This window comes from Streptomyces sp. NBC_00440 (genome assembly GCF_036014215.1).
Taxonomy (GTDB): Bacteria; Actinomycetota; Actinomycetes; order Streptomycetales; family Streptomycetaceae; genus Streptomyces.
In genome coordinates this window covers 5,607,293-5,626,438 of sequence record NZ_CP107921.1, presented here as the reverse complement: position 1 = coordinate 5,626,438, position 19,146 = coordinate 5,607,293, and the positions used below count along the sequence as shown (strand labels likewise).

Annotated in this window: 18 protein-coding genes; 7 read left to right on the top strand and 11 right to left on the bottom strand. The window is 71.1% G+C overall.

Annotated elements, in window-relative coordinates; translation table 11 throughout:
* Positions 1-68: 68 nt before the first annotated feature.
* From OHB13_RS25335 to OHB13_RS25310, 6 genes are all read right to left on the bottom strand, one after another.
* Complete coding sequence (locus tag OHB13_RS25335) at positions 69-1,358, bottom strand: HD-GYP domain-containing protein (protein WP_266853251.1); 1,290 nt, start codon at positions 1,356-1,358, stop codon at positions 69-71.
* On the bottom strand, positions 1,355-2,692 hold the full coding sequence (locus OHB13_RS25330; RefSeq protein ID WP_328378609.1) for an HD-GYP domain-containing protein: 1,338 nt from the start codon (positions 2,690-2,692) through the stop codon (positions 1,355-1,357). The genes OHB13_RS25335 and OHB13_RS25330 overlap by 4 nt, the downstream gene beginning before the upstream one ends.
* A gap of 230 nt (positions 2,693-2,922) precedes the next feature.
* The gene (gene rsrA / locus OHB13_RS25325; RefSeq protein WP_328378608.1) at positions 2,923-3,237 is read right to left on the bottom strand and encodes a mycothiol system anti-sigma-R factor; all 315 of its coding nucleotides are present in this window, start codon (positions 3,235-3,237) and stop codon (positions 2,923-2,925) included.
* Positions 3,234-3,890, bottom strand: coding sequence for a sigma-70 family RNA polymerase sigma factor (locus OHB13_RS25320; protein ID WP_266853257.1), 657 nt, complete (start codon positions 3,888-3,890; stop codon positions 3,234-3,236). Before OHB13_RS25320 ends, rsrA begins: the two co-directional genes overlap by 4 nt.
* A gap of 245 nt (positions 3,891-4,135) precedes the next feature.
* Positions 4,136-4,789 carry an alpha/beta hydrolase family protein gene (locus OHB13_RS25315; RefSeq protein WP_328380385.1) on the bottom strand — a complete coding sequence of 218 codons (654 nt, stop codon included), beginning with the start codon at positions 4,787-4,789 and terminating at the stop codon, positions 4,136-4,138.
* 13 nt (positions 4,790-4,802) lie between these two features.
* Positions 4,803-5,651, bottom strand: coding sequence for an SOS response-associated peptidase (locus tag OHB13_RS25310; RefSeq protein WP_328378607.1), 849 nt, complete (start codon positions 5,649-5,651; stop codon positions 4,803-4,805).
* A gap of 49 nt (positions 5,652-5,700) precedes the next feature.
* Here OHB13_RS25310 and OHB13_RS25305 point away from each other — a divergent pair, with 49 nt between their 5' ends.
* The 4 genes from OHB13_RS25305 to OHB13_RS25290 all read left to right on the top strand — a co-directional run bounded on the left by OHB13_RS25305 (position 5,701) and on the right by OHB13_RS25290 (position 9,214).
* Positions 5,701-6,387, top strand: a complete 687-nt coding sequence (locus OHB13_RS25305) for a M50 family metallopeptidase (protein ID WP_266853261.1) — start codon at positions 5,701-5,703, stop codon at positions 6,385-6,387.
* Between the two features lie 44 nt (positions 6,388-6,431).
* Complete coding sequence (aroA, locus tag OHB13_RS25300; RefSeq protein WP_266853262.1) at positions 6,432-7,772, top strand: 3-phosphoshikimate 1-carboxyvinyltransferase; 1,341 nt, start codon at positions 6,432-6,434, stop codon at positions 7,770-7,772.
* A gap of 4 nt (positions 7,773-7,776) precedes the next feature.
* Entirely contained in the window at positions 7,777-8,787 is a 1,011-nt protein-coding gene (rsgA, locus tag OHB13_RS25295) for a ribosome small subunit-dependent GTPase A (protein WP_266853264.1), read from the top strand.
* 103 nt (positions 8,788-8,890) lie between these two features.
* Positions 8,891-9,214 (top strand): DMT family transporter, encoded by a 324-nt coding sequence (locus OHB13_RS25290; RefSeq protein WP_266853266.1) that lies wholly within the window; start codon positions 8,891-8,893, stop codon positions 9,212-9,214.
* Between the two features lie 10 nt (positions 9,215-9,224).
* On the opposite strand, the gene OHB13_RS25285 is transcribed toward OHB13_RS25290, so the two are convergent.
* The 3 genes from OHB13_RS25285 to OHB13_RS25275 are packed head-to-tail and all read right to left on the bottom strand — an operon-like array spanning position 9,225 to position 13,314.
* On the bottom strand, positions 9,225-11,384 hold the full coding sequence (locus OHB13_RS25285) for an ABC transporter ATP-binding protein (RefSeq protein WP_328378606.1): 2,160 nt from the start codon (positions 11,382-11,384) through the stop codon (positions 9,225-9,227).
* On the bottom strand, positions 11,381-12,316 hold the full coding sequence (locus tag OHB13_RS25280) for an ABC transporter permease (protein ID WP_266853269.1): 936 nt from the start codon (positions 12,314-12,316) through the stop codon (positions 11,381-11,383). Before OHB13_RS25280 ends, OHB13_RS25285 begins: the two co-directional genes overlap by 4 nt.
* A 14-nt stretch (positions 12,317-12,330) precedes the next feature.
* Complete coding sequence (locus OHB13_RS25275) at positions 12,331-13,314, bottom strand: ABC transporter permease (protein ID WP_266853270.1); 984 nt, start codon at positions 13,312-13,314, stop codon at positions 12,331-12,333.
* 291 nt (positions 13,315-13,605) lie between these two features.
* Here OHB13_RS25275 and OHB13_RS25270 point away from each other — a divergent pair, with 291 nt between their 5' ends.
* On the top strand, positions 13,606-15,297 hold the full coding sequence (locus OHB13_RS25270; RefSeq protein ID WP_328378605.1) for an ABC transporter family substrate-binding protein: 1,692 nt from the start codon (positions 13,606-13,608) through the stop codon (positions 15,295-15,297).
* Between the two features lie 10 nt (positions 15,298-15,307).
* Here the strand turns inward: OHB13_RS25270 and OHB13_RS25265 are convergent, their stop codons facing one another.
* The gene (locus tag OHB13_RS25265) at positions 15,308-15,916 is read right to left on the bottom strand and encodes a TetR/AcrR family transcriptional regulator (RefSeq protein ID WP_266853272.1); all 609 of its coding nucleotides are present in this window, start codon (positions 15,914-15,916) and stop codon (positions 15,308-15,310) included.
* A 159-nt stretch (positions 15,917-16,075) separates the two neighbouring features.
* On the opposite strand from OHB13_RS25265, the gene hisN reads away from it, so the two are divergent.
* Entirely contained in the window at positions 16,076-16,876 is an 801-nt protein-coding gene (gene hisN, locus OHB13_RS25260; protein WP_266853274.1) for a histidinol-phosphatase, read from the top strand.
* A 138-nt stretch (positions 16,877-17,014) separates the two neighbouring features.
* The gene (locus tag OHB13_RS25255) at positions 17,015-17,419 is read left to right on the top strand and encodes a CBS domain-containing protein (RefSeq protein ID WP_266853276.1); all 405 of its coding nucleotides are present in this window, start codon (positions 17,015-17,017) and stop codon (positions 17,417-17,419) included.
* 182 nt (positions 17,420-17,601) lie between these two features.
* Here the strand turns inward: OHB13_RS25255 and OHB13_RS25250 are convergent, their stop codons facing one another.
* Positions 17,602-19,071 carry a catalase gene (locus OHB13_RS25250; RefSeq protein WP_323183657.1) on the bottom strand — a complete coding sequence of 490 codons (1,470 nt, stop codon included), beginning with the start codon at positions 19,069-19,071 and terminating at the stop codon, positions 17,602-17,604.
* Between the last annotated feature and the right edge of the window lie 75 nt (positions 19,072-19,146).

The following is a 19,146-nucleotide window of genomic DNA, read 5'->3' as shown; positions in this document are numbered from 1 at the left end:
GTCGGAGCGGCGCTCATTACCCACTGGTTACCCGCTCCGGGGCCCGGATTCCGCCCCCCGGGGCAACGTCAGGCGACACCGCCCCGGGAGAGCACACGGGCGAGGGATTCCACGACTTCCGGCTGGTAGTCGTGGCCGGTTCCCAGGCGCAGCCGCTCCAGCGCGCCGAGCGGTCCGCCCGCACCCCTCACTCCTTCACTTTCCCCGGCCAGGTCCTCGTACGCATTGACGGCCCGGACAATCCGGGCGGTGAGCGGCTGCTCCCGATACGGATCCGCCTGCCGCTCCACGATGACGGCGACCTTCGCGTCGACTCCGGTCTGGCGGACCACGGCGCCGCCGAGCAGCGCGATCCGGCGCTGCTCGGCGGGCGGCAGCGGCGCGGTGGCGCCGCCGGGGACCGGGTCGACGAGGGAGAGCTGGCCGATGTCGTGCATCAGGGCCGCGTACTCAAGGACGGTCAGCGCCGGTTCGGAGAGACCCAGCTCCCGGCCGACGGCCCGGCTGAGCCCGGCGACCCTGCGGGCATGGCCGTGCGGGGTGTATCCGGCGATCTCGGTGGCGCGGGCGAGCGAGGTGATGGTCTGGCGGTAGGTCGTGCGTACCAGCGCGTGGCGGCGCAGCGAGAGCTGGGTGAGCAGCAGCGGTACGGAGAAGACGGGCAGCGCCCACAGCCCGGCGACCGCGACGCCCAGCGCCATCACCACACCGGTGGCGCAGACGGCCGAGCCGATGCCGGCGAGTGCGCGCAGTTCGTCGCGGAGCAGCGGCCCGATGGGGACTCCCCCGGTCGGGCGGGACCGAGCGCCAGGGGCGGGGGAACGGGTGCGCGCGTGTGCCATCGCGGCGGCCAGGACGGCGTCGCAGAGGGCGGTGAGGCCGAGCAGCAGGAGCAGCACGACGGCGTACGAGGGGCCGCGCACCGCCCAGGCAGCTGTCCGCCCCGAGCCGCACAGGGGCTGGAAGCAGGCGGCGGCGAAGGCGACCGTGAGCACCCGGCGGGCCAGCTGGTCGGCGGTGGGGCCGCGGCCGCGCGGGACGTGCGGCGCGGTGCCGGCGAGCGTGCCCGCCACGACGACGGCGACGACCTGGGGGGCGCCGTGCACGGTGGGGTGGCCGCCGTTCTGGCCCAGCAGGGCGTAGGCGAGGGCTCCGGCGGCGCCGAGCGGTGCGGGTTCGCGCTCGCTGCCGGGGCCGGTGCGGCGGGTGAGTTCGCCCGCGGCGACGAGTATCCCGAAGGCGAGCGCGGTGTCCCGGTCGCCGACGCCGTGCCAGAGGGTCCAGCCGAGCCCGGCCGCGGCGACCAGGGCGGCGGCGCCGTGGACGAGGCACACGGCGCGGGGGGTACGGGCGCTCACGCGGGGTGCTCCGCGTCGGCGGGCGGGCCGGGCGCAGCGGCCGGGGCGCGGGCGGGCGGGACGGCGGGCGGGCAGGCGTCCGGTTCGTCGGCGGTGACGGCGGGGCGCCAGCCGCTGCGGGCGAGCGCCCGTACGAACGCCTGGACCATCAGCGGGTCGAACTGCGTCCCCGCGCACCGCACCAGCTCCCGGAGGGCGGCGTCGACGGGTCTGGCCCTGCGGTAGGAGCGGGTGGACGTCATGGCGTCGAAGGCGTCGGCGATGGCGACGACCCGGGCGAACTCGGGGATCTGCTGCCCGGAGAGCCCGTAGGGGTAGCCGGAGCCGTCGAGCCGTTCGTGGTGGTGGAGGATGGCGGCCCTGGCCTCGCCGAGGAAGCCGATGCCGCGGACCATCTCGTGTCCGTACTCGGGGTGCAGCTCGATGACGCGGCGCTCGTCGGGCGTCAGCGGCCCGTCCTTCCTGAGCAGCCTGGTGGGCACCCCGAGCTTCCCCACGTCATGGAGGATCCCGGCGAAGCGCAGCGCCTCCAGACGGTCGCCGGCCATGCCCAGCTCGCCGGCGATCATCGCCGACGCCTGCCCCACGCGTTCGCTGTGGCCGCGGGTGTACTGGTCCTTGATGTCGACGGCCTGCACGAGCGCCCGGATCGTCGCCCGGTGGGCGGCACGCTCGCGGTGGTACTGCGCGAAGACCCAGCTGGAGATGTACATGGGCAGCAGGACGAAGAGGGCGGCGGGCGGCCCGAAGGGGCTGCGCCACAGGACCGCCATCATGAGCCCGGCGAGCCCGTGCACGGTGTACGGGGCGAGTGAGCGCAGCAGCGCGTGACCCGCGGTGCGGACGGGCAGCCGCTCGGCGGTGGCCCGTACGGCGCCGTCCAGTGCGGTCAGGGCCAGGCAGAGGACCAGGGCGGCGGCGAGCGCGGGCAGCAGGGCGTACGGCAGGCCGGGTGTCCGGGACGGCCCGCCGAAGAGCGCGGAACCCCCGAGTTCCGCGGCGGCCCGCACCGCGAGGGCGAGCTGCGCGGCGTGCCAGACGCGCCGGATGCCGTACGGAGAGTGCTCGGCGGCGCCGAGCAGCGCCCCGGGCACGGCGGCGATGGCGGCGGCCGCGGGCGGCAGGAGCAGGGCGGCGGCGACGAGTACGGCGAAGAACGCCCCGGCCCCCGGCGATCTGCGGGCGAGCAGCTCGCACCCGGCGTAGACGGCGGCGAGCAGGGCCACGGCCGTCCAGGGCGTGGCGGGGTCGGTGACGGCGGGCAGCACACAGCCGGCGGCGCCCAGGACCGCGCACAGGATGCAGGCACGCGCAGTCCGCGGCAGTGCCCGCATGGCGGCCTCCTCCTCCGGGATCCGCACGGCTCCGGCGTCCGTACAGGTTGGGGAGAATAGGCGCGGGCGGGCGGCCGGGGGGCCGCATCGGCGGATCAGCAGCCCATCGGGTGACAGTCCCGGGGCGAAATCGGGCCGGGTACGGCAAACGCAGCGGGACCGCGGCACGTGCGCCGCGGTCCCGCTGTCTGTGTCTGTGCGCCGGGAGGCCCTGCCGTCCCCGCGGCCGGTCAGTCCTGGGCGGCCGCCGACCGGTCGGTGACGGTGATGTCCTGGTCGGGCACCGCCTGTCCCGAGCGGATCAGATCGATGCGCCCCATGACCTTGGACCGGAGGTCCGCCGGTACGTCGTCACTGCCGCAGCAGCGCTTCACCAGCTTCTTGACGGCCTGCTCCAGGCCGTACTTCTCCAGGCACGGGGAGCACTCCTCGAAGTGCACCTCGAACTTGGTGCAGTCGTTGTCCGGCATCTCGTGGTCGAGGAACTCGTACAGATGGTCCAGGACCTCGGAGCAGTCCGTTTCGTGCGGCTCTCCGCAGCTCATGAGCCCGAACCTTTCGCTTCGTTCGACTCTCCGGCGCCCGCGGGGACCAGCCCGCGGTCGCGTGCGTAGTCCTCCAGCATGCCGCGCAGCTGACGGCGGCCCCGGTGCAGCCGGGACATGACCGTCCCGATGGGTGTCCCCATGATGTCTGCGATCTCCTTGTACGCAAAGCCCTCGACATCGGCGAGATACACCGCGATGCGGAACTCCTCGGGGATCGCCTGGAGCGCGGACTTCACATCCGAGTCGGGCAGGTGGTCGAGCGCCTGCGACTCGGCGGAGCGCAGCCCCGTGGACATGTGCGACTCGGCCCGGGCGAGCTGCCAGTCCTCGATCTCCTCGGCGGCACTGCGCTGAGGCTCACGCTGCTTCTTGCGGTACGAGTTGATGAACGTGTTCGTGAGGATGCGGTACATCCACGCCTTGAGGTTGGTCCCCTCCCGGAACTGGTGGAACGAGCCGTACGCCTTCGCGTAGGTCTCCTGCACCAGGTCCTCGGCATCGGCCGGGTTGCGCGTCATGCGCAGCGCGGCCGAGTACATCTGGTCGAGGAAGCCGAGGGCATCCCGCTCGAAGCGGGCATTGCGCTCCGCGGCCGTCTCTTCCGCATGGCCGTCTTCGGTCCCTGTGTCGGTCCCAGTGACCGGACCCACCTCCTCCAACGCCTTGGCGGATCCGAAAGCGGACCCACTCGAATCGGAGGATAGACGACGATCCGGTCCGCCCGCCGCCCGGGAAGGAGCGCCCTGGGCTGCCGAAAGCACGGTCCACTCCAGGTCAGCGGCGTTCGGGCGGCGCGGGCAGATGGTCGAACCCATGCGACGGACTCCCTCTCCACGTACAAGCTTGTGTGTACCGGTGTCCAGCACCGATGTTCCCCACAACAGCGCTCCCCGACTCAGCATTCCCGCAGCCGCACGGCCCATCTGCCCACCGCGTCCGTGATGGTCCTGAGCGCCTGCTCCTGGCCGGTGGCGGCCCGCTTCGGTACGGCGAAGCCGTGATCGGCGTCCGCCACCTCCACCAGCTCGAAGTCCCCGGCGGTGAACTCGGCTGCGCCCGGGAACTCGGCCGGCCGGCCGAACGGATCCCTGGCGCCCTGTACGACCAGAGTGCTGACCCCGGTCCCGGTCAGCTCCCGCTGCCGGGACTTCTCCGGCTTCCCCGGCGGATGCAGCGGAAAGCTCAGCGCCAGGACACCGCGGGCGCCCAGCTCCCCCGCGGTCCGGCAGGCCACCCGGGCCCCGGCGCTGCGCCCGCCCGCGACCACCGGAAGTCCGGGTCTGCGGAGCGCGGGCCAGACCGCGCGCCAGCCGGTGTCCAGGGTCTTCGGCGCGGGCGCGACCTTCCGTCCCTCGACCCGCCAGGGCTGCTCGACGAGCGCGACGCCGACCCCGAGCGGCGGCAGCGCGGCGGCCAGCGCCTGGAGGTCGCGCGCCTCGATACCGCCGCCGGCGCCATGGCCTAGGGCGATCACGAGGTGCGGGCGGGCAGCGGGATGCCAGGTGATGCGGGCTTCACCGGCGGGGGTGTCGACACTCTCCACGATCATGCTCTGAGTCACATCAGAAGAGTGTGCCCTCCTCGGGTGCCTCCAGTGCGGTCAGCAGCTCCGGGCCGTTGTTGCGAACATTGCTGACCGCCGTGGACACCGGGTACGCCCGTACGAGTCCGGCGGGCGGCGGATCGAGCAGCGGGGCCAGCCGGTGAGGGTCCGTGTGCCCGGGATCCAGCCAGTCGTCCCAGCGGTCCGGGGGCAGTACGAGCGGCATCCGGGGATGGATCGCGGCCAGCGTCCGCGGGGCCCCGGACCCGTCCCCCTCCCCCTGCGCCTGCCCCTGTCCGGCGAGCGGGGTGGTCTCGGCCTCGGTCGTGAGGATCGTGCAGGTCGCCCACCATGCCTGCGGGTGGTCGCCGGGCAGCGCCGGGTCCCGCCAGAACTCGTACAGACCGGCGAAGGCCATCACCGAACCGTCGGCGGGCGTCACGAAGTAGGGCTGCTTACGTGCCCGCTTCTTCTTGCCCTCGACCTCCAGCCGACGCTCGTCCGGTTCCGTCATCCACTCGTAGTAGCCGTCGGCGGGGACGATGCAGCGGCGCGCGGCGAAGGCCCGGCGGAACGACGGCTTCTCCTGGACCGTCTCGGCCCGTGCGTTGATCATCCGGGCGGCGCCCTCGGGCGATTTCGCCCACGACGGCACCAGTCCCCACTTCAGATTCCGCAGCTGGCGAACCGGACGGCGCGATGCCGCGTCTTTCAACGGACGCTCCAGTACGACCTGGACCGTCTTCGTCGGTGCCACGTTCCAGTCGGGGACCACCGTCTCCGACCGGAACGGGGCATCCCCCTTCTCCACCCCGAAGACCCCTGCGAGATCCTCGGGTCCACGACTCGCTGCAAACCGTCCGCACATATGTGCCAGACTGCCACGCCCCCCGTCTCCCGAGGAGCCCCTCCCCACCATGGACCGCGTCTTCGCCGCTCAGTCCGACCCCGACCAGTGGCTGGTGATCGTCACCGGCGTCGTCGCACTGCTCGCGGTCCTCCCGCACCGCATATGGCGGCTCACCCGCAACGCCGTCACCATCGCCCACGAGGGCGGCCACGGGCTGATCGCCCTGGTCACCGGGCGCCGCCTGGACGGCATCCGGCTGCACTCCGACACCAGCGGCCTCACCGTCAGCCGCGGCAAGCCGCACGGCCTGGGCATGATCCTCACCGCGGGCGCCGGATACACCGCGCCGCCGCTGCTGGGGCTCGGCGGTGCCTGGCTGCTCGCCGCCGACCACATCACGCTCTTCCTCTGGGCCGCCTGCGTCCTCCTTCTCGCGATGCTCGTGATGATCCGCAACGCGTACGGGGCGCTCACCGTGATCGTCACGGGCGCCGCGTTCGTCCTGATCTCCTGGCTGACCAGCGCCGAGGTGCAGGCGGCGTTCGCGTACACGGCTGTCTGGTTCCTGCTCATCGGCGGTGTGCGCCCGGCCTTCGAGCTCCAGCGCAAGCGGGTGCGCGGCCATGCGGGCGATTCGGACGCCGACCAGCTCGGCCGGCTCACCCATCTCCCGCCGACGGTGTGGCTGCTGCTCTTCCACGTCGTCTCGCTCTGCTCGCTCATCGGCGGCGGGCGCTGGCTGCTGGGCCTGTGAGACGGGCGGCGCCCCGGTGGTCCGGCCATCAGTAAAGTGAGGCCATGACCGAAAGTTCCGTGCACACCGCTCACTGGCCCGCCCCGTACGCGTCCGGAGGCGTCGACGCGACGGTGACCGTGCCCGGATCGAAGTCGGTCACCAACCGTGGACTCGTCCTGGCCGCCCTGGCCGCCGAACCGGGCTGGCTACGCCGCCCGCTGCGCTCCCGCGACACGCTTCTGATGGCCGACGCCCTGCGGGCACTGGGCGTCCGTATCGAGGAGACCGTGTCGTCCAGCTCCGCCGCGGTGGGCGCGACGGGCGGTACGGGCGAGGCCTGGCGGGTGATCCCGGCGGGGCTGCACGGCCCGGCCACCATCGACGTCGGCAACGCCGGTACGGTCATGCGCTTCCTGCCGCCGGTCGCCGCACTCGCCGACGGTCCCGTCCGCTTCGACGGCGACCCCCGCTCGTACGAACGCCCGCTGCACGGCGTCGTCGACGCGCTGCGCGCGCTCGGTACCCGGATCGACGACGACGGGCGCGGGGCGCTCCCGCTGACGGTGCACGGCGGCGGGGCGCTCGACGGCGGCCGCGTCGAGATCGACGCGTCGTCCTCGTCCCAGTTCATCTCGGCGCTGCTGCTCTCCGCGCCGCGCTTCAACCAGGGCGTCGAGGTACGGCACACCGGAGCCACGCTGCCCTCGCTGCCGCACATCCGGATGACCGTGGACATGCTGCGCGCGGTCGGCGCCCAGGTGGACGAGCCGGAGACGGGCGGCGAGCCGAATGTCTGGCGGGTCTCCCCCAGCGCCCTGCTCGGCCGGGACCTGACCGTCGAACCCGACCTCTCCAACGCCCAGCCGTTCCTGGCGGCCGCCCTGGTCACCGGCGGCCGGGTCACCATCCCCGACTGGCCCGCGCGCACCACTCAGCCGGGGGACGCGCTGCGGGAGATCTTCACCACGATGGGTGGCGGCTGCGAACTGACCGAGAGCGGCCTGGTGTTCACCGGCTCCGGCCGGATCCACGGCATCGACGTGGATCTGAGCGAGGTCGGCGAGCTGACCCCGGGCATCGCGGCCGTCGCGGCCCTCGCGGACTCGCCGTCCACGCTGCGCGGCGTGGCCCATCTCCGGCTGCACGAGACCGACCGGCTGGCCGCGCTGACCGCGGAGATCAACGGGCTCGGCGGCGATGTCAGCGAGACCGCCGACGGTCTGCGGATCCGCCCGCGCCCGCTGCACGGCGGCGTCTTCCACACCTACGACGACCACCGCATGGCCACGGCCGGCGCGGTCATCGGGCTCGCCGTCGACGGCGTAAAGATTGAGAATGTGGCGACAACCGCCAAAACACTCCCCGACTTCACTGAGATGTGGACCGAAATGCTCAAGGCCTGACGCGATGCGCCGATACGGCAAGAACCCCGACGAGGACGACATCCGCGTCCGCCCCAACCCCAAGGGCAACCGCCCCCGTACGAACATCCGCCCCAAGCACGAGGAAGCCGCCGAGGGCATGGTCCTCACGGTCGACCGGGGCCGGCTCACCTGTCTGGTCGACGGGCGCGCGGTGACCGCCATGAAGGCCCGTGAGCTGGGCCGCAAGGCCGCCGTGGTGGGCGATCAGGTCATGATCGTCGGGGATCTCTCCGGCGCCAAGGACACCCTGGCGCGCATCGTGCGCATCCAGCCACGGACATCGGTGCTGCGCCGCACGGCCGACGACGACGACCCGTTCGAGCGGGTCGTGGTCGCCAACGCCGACCAGCTGGCGATCGTCACCGCCCTGGCCGACCCCGAACCGCGCCCCCGCATGATCGACCGCTGCCTGGTGGCCGCGTACGACGGCGGGCTGTCGCCGCTGCTCGTCCTCACCAAGTCCGATCTGGCCTCGCCGGACGAGCTGCTGGCCTCCTACGGGGCGCTCGACATCCCGTACGTGGTGACCAGTCGCGAGGAACTGGCGAAGGGTGAGGCGGCCGACCGGGTCAGGGACTTCCTCAACGACAAGGTCACCGCGTTCGTCGGGCACTCGGGCGTCGGCAAGACGACCCTGGTCAACGCGCTGGTGCCGGAGGACCGGCGGCGCAGCACCGGCCATGTCAACGCGGTCACCGGCCGCGGCCGGCACACCACGACCTCGGCCCTGGCGCTCCCGCTGCCGGACGATCGCGGCTGGGTCGTCGACACCCCGGGGGTGCGCTCCTTCGGACTGCACCATGTGGACCCCTCGCGGGTCATCCTCGCGTTCCCCGATCTGGTGCCGGGTACGGAGGAGTGCCCGCGCGGCTGCAGCCACGACGAGCCGGAGTGCGCCCTGGACGCCTGGGTCGCCGGGGGCCACGCCGACCCGGCGCGGCTGGACTCGCTGCGCAGGCTGCTGGCCACCCGGGAGCGGCGCGAGGGCGACTGATCCACCGGGTTTGCCGCCCGGCCGATCCGGCTGAATGCATAATCGCTGCAACTGAGACCGGACCCGGCATGATCGAACGACAGGCCCTATGGGGAGGCACTGAATGGCGTGGCTGCTGGTCGTGGTCGCGGGACTGCTGGAGACCGGCTTCGCCGTGTGTCTCAAGCTCTCGCACGGATTCACCCGGCTCTGGCCGACGGTCGCCTTCGCCGCGTTCGCGCTGGGCAGCTTCGGGCTGCTGACACTCTCGCTGCGGAAGCTGGACGTCGGGCCCGCCTACGCCGTGTGGACCGGCATCGGCGCGGCGGGCACCGCCATCTACGGGATGGTCTTCCTCGGCGACATCGTCTCGACCCTCAAGCTCGTCTCGATCGCGTTCGTGATCGTGGGCGTGATCGGGCTGCAGATCTCCGGGTCGGCGCACTGAGCACGGCGGCTCACACCACCGCGCGCACCGCGGGGAAGTGACAGGCCGCCACATGGTCGGCCGCGTGCTCCTGGTCCACCGGCACCTCGTTCTCGCAGCGCGCCCGCTCGTCCGCGCCGAGCTCCGCGAAGACGGGGCAGCGGGCCCGGAAGCGGCAGCCCTCGTAGCGGTGGGTGGGGCTGGGCGGGTCGCCGGGCAGCAGGATCCTGGTGCGCTGCCGCTCGCGTTCGCGCACCGGGTCGGGCAGCGGCACGGCGGAGAGCAGGGCCTGGGTGTACGGGTGTCTGGGCCGCTCGAAGACCTCGTCGACCGTCCCGGACTCGACGGTGCGCCCCAGGTAGACGACGCTCACCCGGTCCGCGATGTGCCGCACCACGGACAGGTCGTGCGAGACGAAGAGATAAGCGAGACCCAGCTCGGACTTGAGCCGCCGCAGCAGGTTGAGGACGCCCGCCTGCACGGACACGTCGAGCGCGGAGACCGGTTCGTCCAGGACCAGCAGCTTCGGCCCGACGGACAGGGCGCGCGCGATACCGATGCGCTGCCGCTGGCCGCCGGAGAACTCGTGCGGGAAGCGGGTGGCGTGCGCCGGGTCGAGGCCGACCTGTCCGAGCAGTCCGGGGACGCGTCCGGCCGCGGTCCTGCGGTCCGTGCCCTGGGCGCGCAGCGGCTCGGCGACGATGTCGCCGACCGTCATCCGGGGGTCGAGGCTGGCCATCGGGTCCTGGAAGACGATCTGCACCTGCCCGCGCAGCACCCGGCGGGCGGACGCGCCGAGCCCGCCGAGCGACTGCCCGAAGAGCTCGATCTCGCCGCCCTCGGGGCGGACCATGTTGAGCAGTTCGAAGAGCGTGGTGGACTTGCCGGAACCGGACTCCCCGACGAGCGCCAGGGTCTCGCCGCGGCTGATCCGCAGATCCACCCCGTCGACGGCGTGCACGGTGCCGACCCGCCGCTTGAAGGCGCTGCCCTTCAGCACGGGGAAGGTCTTGACGAGCCCGCGCACACTCAGCACGGTGGCGGCGCCGGTGTCTGCCTCGGCGCCGGCATCGGCCTCGGCGCCGGGGGCAGTGCCGGTGCCGGGCCGGCCGGCGCTCCGGTCCTCTTCGCCTGCGGCGCGGGCCTGCGGGATGTCCGGGACCGGGAACACATCGAGCGGACCCAGCCGCTTCGCCGCGATCTCGTCCGCCCGTACACACGCGACCGCGTGCCCGTCCACGGCCCGCAGGGCGGGCTCCTCCGTCAGACAGGGCTCCCCGGCCAGCGGGCAGCGCGGCGCGAACGGGCAGCCGGGGCCCGTGCTCCCGGCCGTTGGCGGTGAACCGGGGATCGGCACCAGCACCTCACCGGCGGTGTCCAGCCGGGGCACCGCGCCGATCAGGCCCAGCGTGTACGGCATCCGGGGCCGTTCGAAGAGGTCTTCGGCGGACGCGCTCTCCACGATCCGCCCGGCGTACATCACCGCCACCCGGTCCGCCGCGCCCGCGATCACCCCGAGGTCATGGCTGACCAGCACCAGCGCGGCGCCGGTCTCGCGCTGCGCGGTGCGCAGCACATCGAGCACCTGCGCCTGGATGGTGACGTCGAGTGCCGTGGTCGGCTCGTCGGCGAGGATCACGTCGGGGTCGTTCGCCATCGCCATCGCGATCATGGCGCGCTGGCGCATCCCGCCGGAGAACTCGTGCGGATACGACCGCGCCCTGAGCGCGGGCTCCGGGATGCCCACGAGGTCGAGCAGTTCGACGGCGCGCGCCCTGGCCGCGTCGCGCGAAACGTCCTGGTGGGCCCGGACCGCCTCGGCGATCTGGTCACCGATCCGGTAGACGGGGGTGAAGGCGGAGAGCGGGTCCTGGAAGACCATGCCGATCCGGCTGCCGCGCACCGCGGACAGCGTGCGGTCGGTGGCGCCGACCAGCTCCGTGCCGTCGAGCCTGACCGATCCGCGTACGGCCGCGTTCCCGGGCAGCAGTCCGAGGACGGCGAGCGCGGTCGCGGACTTCCCCGACCCCGACTCCCCCACCAGACCGAGCACTTCACCGCGCCGGAGTGAGAAGCTCACACCGCGGACGGCCGGGACACCGTCGAAGTCGACCTCAAGGCCGCTCACTTCGAGCACCGGCGTACCGGGTTCCGCCGTGTCGCGTACCGAGGTGTCGGATACCGAGGTCATCGCTTTGCCCCCTTGCGGCTGCGGCGCCGGCGCGAGGTCGGGTCCAGCGCGTCGCGCAGCCCGTCGCCCACCAGGTTCACCGCGAGAACGAAAATGATCAGAAGCCCCGCTGCGAAGAAGAACATCCAGGGGTAGGTGACGGCCGCCCCCGTCGTGGAGGCGATGAGCGTGCCCAGCGAGACGTCGGGCGACTGGACGCCGAACCCGAAGTACGACAGCGCGGTCTCACTCATCACCGCGCCGCCCACCGCGACGGTCGCGTCGATGATGAGGAAGGAGGCGATGTTGGGCACCACATGGCGCCAGATGATCCGGAACGGCCCGACGCCCATGTACTGCGCGGCGCGCACGAATTCACGCTCCTTCAGCGACAGCGTCATCGACCTGACCACCCGTGCGGTGATCATCCAGCCGAAGACGGCGAGCAGCCCGACGAAGGCGAACCAGCCGCCGTCCTGCAACCGCGGCGAGATGATCGCGATGATGAGGAAGGAAGGGAAGATCAGCAGCAGATCGACGAAGAACATCAGGATCCGGTCGGTCCAGCCGCCGAAGTACCCGGCGCAGGCGCCGGTCAGCGAGGCGAGGACGGTGGAGAACAGGGCCACCAGCAGGCCGATCAGCAGGGACTTCTGGAGCCCCCTGATGGTCTGCGCGAAGACGTCCTGCCCGATGCGGTTGGTGCCCCACCAGTGCCGGGCGCTCGGTCCCTGCCGCAGTGCGGTGTAGTCGATGTGGCTGTAGTCCCAGCGGCTGATCAGCGGGCCCGCGAAGGCCAGCACGAAGAGCAGCAGCAGGACGACAGCTCCGGCGAGCGCACCCCGGTTGTGTACGAAACGGCGCAGCACCACACCGGCGCGCCCGGCGGGACGTATCGGCTCCGCACCCTGGCCGGCCGCGTCGGCGGCGGCGGTCTCTATGACAGCGGTCATGGTGTCCGTACTCCTCAGGCGTTCCGGATGCGCGGGTCGAGCGCGGCGTGCAGGACGTCCGCGAGGAAGCCGGAGAGCAGCACCAGCACGGCGGCGAACACATTGACGGCGACAACCGAGTTGACGTCGTTCTTGCCGATGGAGGAGACGAACCACTCGCCCATGCCGTGCCAGCCGAAGATCGTCTCGGTGAAGGTGGCGCCGGTGAATAGCGCCAGGAATCCGTAGCTGAAGTATGTCGACATGGGGATCAGCGCGGTCCGCAGCCCGTGTTTGAGCAGGGCCGTGCGCCGGGTGAGGCCCTTGGCCCGTGCGGTGCGCAGATAGTCCGAGCCGAGGACGTCGAGCATCGTGGAGCGCTGGTAGCGGCTGTAGCTGGCGATGGTGCCGAGCGCGATGGAGATGGTCGGCAGCAGCAGATGCACCGACCGGTCCTTCAGCACGGCCAGGAATCCGGAGTCCACGCCGGGGGTCTTCTCGCCGGTGAACTCGATGAAGTCGGTGCCGGTCTTCTGGTTGAACCAGATCGCGCCGATCTTCAGCAGCACCGCGAGCAGGAACACCGGTGTGGAGAGCAGTACGAAGGAGATCAGGGTGACCGTGCGGTCGGAGAGCCGGTACTGGCGTACGGCGGTCCAGGCCCCGGCCAGTACCCCGATGACCGTGCCGAGGATGCTGCCCAGGAGCAGCAGCCGCAGGCTGACCCCGATCCGGCGGCCGAACTCCGCGTCCACGGAGGTCCCGTCGATGGTCTTCCCCAGATCACCGCGCAGGGCGTGTCCGGCCCAGCTGGTGAAGCGGGTGAGGAGCGGCGTGCGGTCGTTGACGCCGAGCATGGTCAGGTGGTGGTCGACGGCGCTGGGCGAGAGGGGCGGCTGACGCCCCTCGTAGTACGCGCGCGGATCGAGCGCGAGTGATGCCAGCAGGTACGACAGGCAGATGGCGACAAGCAACAGGACGGCGTAGTAGCCGAGTCGCTTGGCCAGGAAGGCGGCCACAGGTGTTGGTCCTCCGCTGGGGTTCGGGCGCTGGGGATCGTGGTGGGATCACGGCCGCGGCAGGCCCCATCGGTGCCTTTGCCCGGTGTTGATCGGGTTCCGATCATCCGGTGCTGTTCATCGGGTGCTTTTCGTCGGCTTGTTGATCCAGCTTGACCATAAATTGTTGCGTGCACGCAAAGAATGCATAACAGCATCACCGTTGCTCTCCCGCTGGGCAACGGGATCGCCTTACCGTCTCGGAAGCCTGTGGCCTCGATCAGGTCACCTTGAACCGAAGGAAGAACACCGATGCGCAGAACCAGCGTTGTCGCCATCGCCGCAGCACTGTCGGCCACTCTGGCGGTGGCGGGCTGCAGTTCTTCCGACGACGGCGGCGACTCGGCCAAGAAGCAGGCCGCTCCGCAGGCGGACGGCCAGGACATCAACGCGCATCCGGTGAGCGACCTGAAGCAGGGCGGGTCGCTGCGGTTCGGGATCGACCAGTGGATCGACCAGTACAACGTCAACCAGGTCGACGGCCAGCAGAGCGACGGCGCGGACCTCGACGCGGCGATCCTGCCCGACCTGTTCGACCTGGACGCCAAGGGGGTCGGCCACCCCAACCCGAACTTCGTGGTCTCGGCGAAGGTCACGTCCACCAGCCCCCAGGTGGTGACCTACCAGCTGAACCCGAAGGCGAAGTGGTCCGACGGAAAGCCGCTGAGCTGGCAGGACTTCCACGCCCAGTGGAAGGCGCTGAACGGCACCGACAAGGCGTACGAGGCGGCCGACACCACCGGCTACAGCCAGATATCCAAGGTCGAGCAGGGCGCCGACGCGCATGGCGTGAAGATCACCTTCGCCACGCCGTACGCCGACTGGCAGCGCCTCTTCGACCCGCTGTACCCGGCCGCGTACATCGACACGCCCAAGAAGTTCAACACCGGCTGGACGCAGAAGGCCCCGGTCACCGGCGCCGCCTTCAAGGTCGGCTCGTACGACAGGACCGGACAGACCGTCACCCTGGTCCCGGACCCCAAGTGGTGGGGCAACAAGCCCAAGCTCGCCTCGATCGTCTACCGCGTCCTCGACCTCAGCGCGAACACGGAGGCCTACCTCAACAAGGAGGTGGACGAGGCCCCCGCACTGCTGCCCGAGGACTACAAGCGGCTGGTCAAGGACCCGGACACCGCCATCAGGCGCGGGGCGCGCTGGGACGAGGTGCACATCACGCTCAACGGCGGCCGTGGTCCGCTCAAGGACATCCGGGTGCGCCACGCCCTCCAGGCGGCGACCGACCGCAAGGGCATCAACGCGAGCTTCGCCAAGGACCTCGCCTTCGAACTCAAGCCGCTGGACAACCACTTCTACATGCCCAACCAGCAGGGCTACCGGGACAACACCAGCGAGTTCGACAAGTTCGACCCCGAGAAGGCGAAGAAGCTGCTGGACGAGGCGGGCTGGAAGAGCGCGGGCGAGGGCAAGCCGCGCACCAAGGACGGCAAGAAGCTCACCCTCGACTACATCCTGAGCGCGGGCGGCAGTTCGTCGCAGACGGACCAGGCCGAGCTGGTGCAGCAGATGTACGGCGCGGTGGGCGTACGGGTCGAGATCAAGAAGGTCCCGGCCAACGACTACTTCACCAGGTTCGTGGACACCGGCAACTTCGACCTCGTCAGCTTCCGCAATGTAGACGAGGTCTACACGAGCAGGATCTACCCGGTCTTCCAGCAGCCGAAGGGCAAGAACCTCTTCCAGAACTTCGGCTCGGTCGGCTCCCCGAAGATCGACGCACTGATGAAGCAGGCCGGCGAGACCACCGACCACGCCAAGGCCATCAAGCTCTACAACGAGGCCGACGTGGAGATCTGGAAGCTCGGCCACTCGATCGAGCTGTACCAGCGCCCGCAGATCTCGGCCATCCGCAAGGGCCTGGCCAACTACGGCGCGACCGGCCTCGCCGACGTGGACTACACCAAGGTCGGCTGGCTCAAGAAGTAGCCCGCGCCGCTCACGCCGCCCGCACCACGGCGTCGCGCACCAGGTGATCGAGGGTCAGATCACCTGGTGCGACGATGTGCGAGAGCGCAAGGCGTACGGCCACCTCGCAGCGGTACACGAGGTCGGCCGCCTCCGCGTCGAGGTGCCCGGCCGCCAGCACCAGGGCCGCCCGGTGCCGTACCGCCGCGATCAGCTCGCCGGGCGCGGGCGGCCCGGAGTCCGCACGGCGCTGCGCGGGGACGTACGGCCCGGCGGAGTGCCCGGCGCGGTGGGGTGCGGGGCCCGGCGCGGGCAGCCGCCCGGACCAGCAGCCGGTCAGCAGCGCCCGGACCAGCGGGTGCGAACGGGCGGCGGCGACCGTCCACTCGGCGACAGCCACCATCCGCTCGCGCTCCGCGGCCGGCCCGGCCAGCGCCCGGTCCACGCCCTGGAGGTACCGGTCGGCCTCCCGCCGCACCAGGGCGCGGGCCAGGCCGTCCTTGGTTCCGAACTCGTTGTAGAGGGTCTGCCGGGAGACCCCCGCCGCTGACGCCACATCCACCATGCGCACACCGGGCCAGTCGCGGTCGGCGAGGGCCGCGAGGGCGGAGTCGAGCAGGGATTCGCGCGCTGCGGGCATCGTCGCCTCCGGGGGCGGTACGGCTCTGCGCTCAGAGTTGACGGAGGCCGCGGGGGTGTCAATACCCAGCGCCGCGACGGGCCGGGTGGCCCTGGCGCCGCACCGCCGCCGACAGGGCCCTGTGGCTCGATCGGGGGCCCGGTGGATACTGTGACGACCATGCCCGACTACCACGATGATCTGCGCCTCGCCCATGTCCTCGCGGACGCCGCCGACGCGGCGACCATGGACCGGTTCAAGGCCCTCGACCTGAAGGTCGAGACGAAGCCGGACATGACCCCCGTGACGGAGGCCGACAAGGGCGCCGAGGAGCTGATCCGCGGACAGCTCCAGCGCGCCAGGCCCCGCGACGCGATCCTCGGTGAGGAGTTCGGCCTGTCGGGCACGGGCCCCCGTCGCTGGATCATCGACCCGATCGACGGCACCAAGAACTACGTACGCGGGGTCCCGGTCTGGGCCACCCTGATCTCCCTGGCCGTGGCGGGCGACGAGGGCCACGAACCGGTGGTCGGCGTGGTCTCCGCGCCGGCGCTCGGCCGCCGCTGGTGGGCCGCGAAGGGCGGCGGCGCGTACACCGGGCGCAGCCTGACCTCGGCCACCCGGCTGCACGTCTCCAAGGTCTCCAAGGTCTCGGACGCCTCGTTCGCGTACGCCTCGCTGGGCGGCTGGGAGGCGCAGGGGCGCCTCGACGGCTTCCTGGATCTGACCCGGGACTGCTGGCGGACCCGTGGGTACGGGGACTTCTGGCCGTACATGATGGTCGCCGAGGGCTCGGTGGACATCTGCGCCGAGCCGGAGCTCTCGCTCTGGGACATGGCGGCCACCGCCATCGTCGTCCAGGAGGCCGGCGGCGAGTTCACCAGCCTGGACGGGGTGCGCGGGGTCGAGGGCGGCAACGCGGCCGCGTCGAACGGGCTGCTCCACCAGGATCTGCTGGGCTATCTCAACCAGCGCTACTGAACGACGAACAACCGCCCAGGACTTCACCCTCCCGGACCCTTGCCGGGTTCACGAGCTGATGCGACTCTAAGAGTCCCCCCACTTGTGAACTTGTGAATTCAGGCGCATGCTGGATTCCCCCAGGAGGTGGCACTCCCCATGCTCGTCCGCGACGCCATGAGCACGGTGGTCCTCACCATCGGCCCCGCGCACACGCTCCGACAGTCCGCCACTCTGATGTCCGCACGCCGTATCGGCGCGGCTGTCGTCCTCGACCCCGACACCTGCGGGGTCGGCATTCTCACCGAGCGCGACATCCTCAACGCCGTCGGCGGCGGCCTCGACCCCGACCGGGAGACCGCGGGCGCCCACACGACCACGGACGTCGTCTTCGCGGCGCCCTCCTGGACCCTGGAGGAAGCGGCCGCGGCGATGTCGAACGGCGGCTTCCGCCATCTGATCGTGCTCGACGGTGTCGGCCCGGTCGGCGTCGTGTCGGTGCGCGACATCATCCGCTGCTGGGCGCCGGACAGGCGCGAGGCCGCGGCGCTGGTCTCCTCCTGATCCGTCCGACCGACCCGCCCGACGCCACCCGTCCGACCGACCTGCTCGGCTGACCCGTCCGTCCGACGCCGTCAACTCGTCGGCCCGGACGGGTCGATGCAGCCGGAAGGGCCGGACCCCCGCGGGGGTCCGGCCCTCATCCGGCTTGCTGCTCAGCCGGCGCGCCGGCCGGCCACCGCGGTTCAGGCGCGCAGGGCCTGGACCGCCGCCTCCAGCCGCTTGCCGAGGTCACCGTCGGCCTGGCGGAAGTTGTTGACCGCACGCTCGGCGATGTCGTCCCGCGAGACCTGCGAGATGAAGCCGGCCAGGTTCTCGACGAGCCTGCCCTTCTCGTCCTCGGTCATCTGACGGTAGAGGTTGCCGGGCTGGACGAAGTCGTCGTCCTCCGCGTGGCTCGGCGCCGGGTGGTTGCCCGTGGCGCCGCTGACCTGGGTGGACTTCCAGAGCGGCTGGTCCGTCTGGAAGGGGCCGCCGAAGCTGTTCGGCTCGTAGTTCTTGGTGCCCTTGTGACGGCCGTCGTACAGCACGCCGTCCCGGTAGTTGGTGTTCGCCTCGGCGGCGTGCGGGCGGTTCACCGGCAGGTGGTCGGCGTTGATGCCGACGCGGTAGCGGTGGGCGTCGCCGTACGCGAAGAGACGGCCCTGCAGCATCTTGTCGGGCGAAGGACCGATGCCCGGAACGAAGTTGGCCGGCGAGAAGGTGGACTGCTCGACCTCCGCGAAGATGTTCTCCGGGTTGCGGTTGAGCTCCAGCTTGCCGATCTCGATCGGCGGGTAGTCCTCGTGCGGCCAGACCTTGGTCAGGTCGAACGGGTTGAAGCGGTAGTTGGCCGCGTCGGCCGCCGGCATGACCTGGATCTGCACGGTCCAGGACGGGAACTCACCGCGCTCGATGGACTCACGCAGGTCGCGCTGGTGACTGTCGGGGTCCACACCCGAGAGGCGGTTGGCCTCGTCGGTGGTGAGGTTCTTGATCCCCTGGTCGGTCTTGAAGTGGTACTTGACCCAGAAGGCCTCGCCGGCCGCGTTGTTCCACTGGTACGTGTGCGAGCCGTACCCGTTCATGTGGCGGAACGACGCCGGGATACCGCGGTCACCGAAGAGCCACGTCACCTGGTGGGTCGACTCGGGGCTGAGGCCCCAGAAGTCCCAGACGTTGTCGGCCTCCTGCGAACCGGTGTACGGGTCGCGCTTCTGGGTGTGGATGAAGTCGGGGAACTTGATGGCGTCCTTGATGAAGAAGACGGGTGTGTTGTTCCCGACCAGGTCGTAGTTCCCCTCCTCCGTGTAGAACTTCAGCGCGAAGCCGCGGGGGTCGCGCACCGCGTCCGCCGAGCCGAGGTTGCCCGCCACGGTCGAGAAACGCAGGAAGGTCTCGGTCTGCTTGCCGACCTCGGAGAGGAACTTCGCGCGCGTCCACTGCGAGACGTCGCGGGTCAGCGTGAAGGTGCCGTACGCACCGGCACCGCGGGCGTGCACGATGCGCTCCGGGATGCGCTCACGGTTGAAGTGCGCGAGCTTTTCGAGGAGCAGCTGATCCTGAACCAGAACGGGACCGCCGGCGCCCGCGGTCTCGCTGTTCTGGTTGTCGCCTACCGGAGCTCCGGTCTCCGTGGTGAGTGGTCCCTGCGTCACGAGCGCCTCCTGCGTCATACCTGATAGGTCCTGTCCCTTGGCGTGTGCCGTTCCTGATCCTACGATGGACTTTGTCTAAGTCAAGTGATAGTC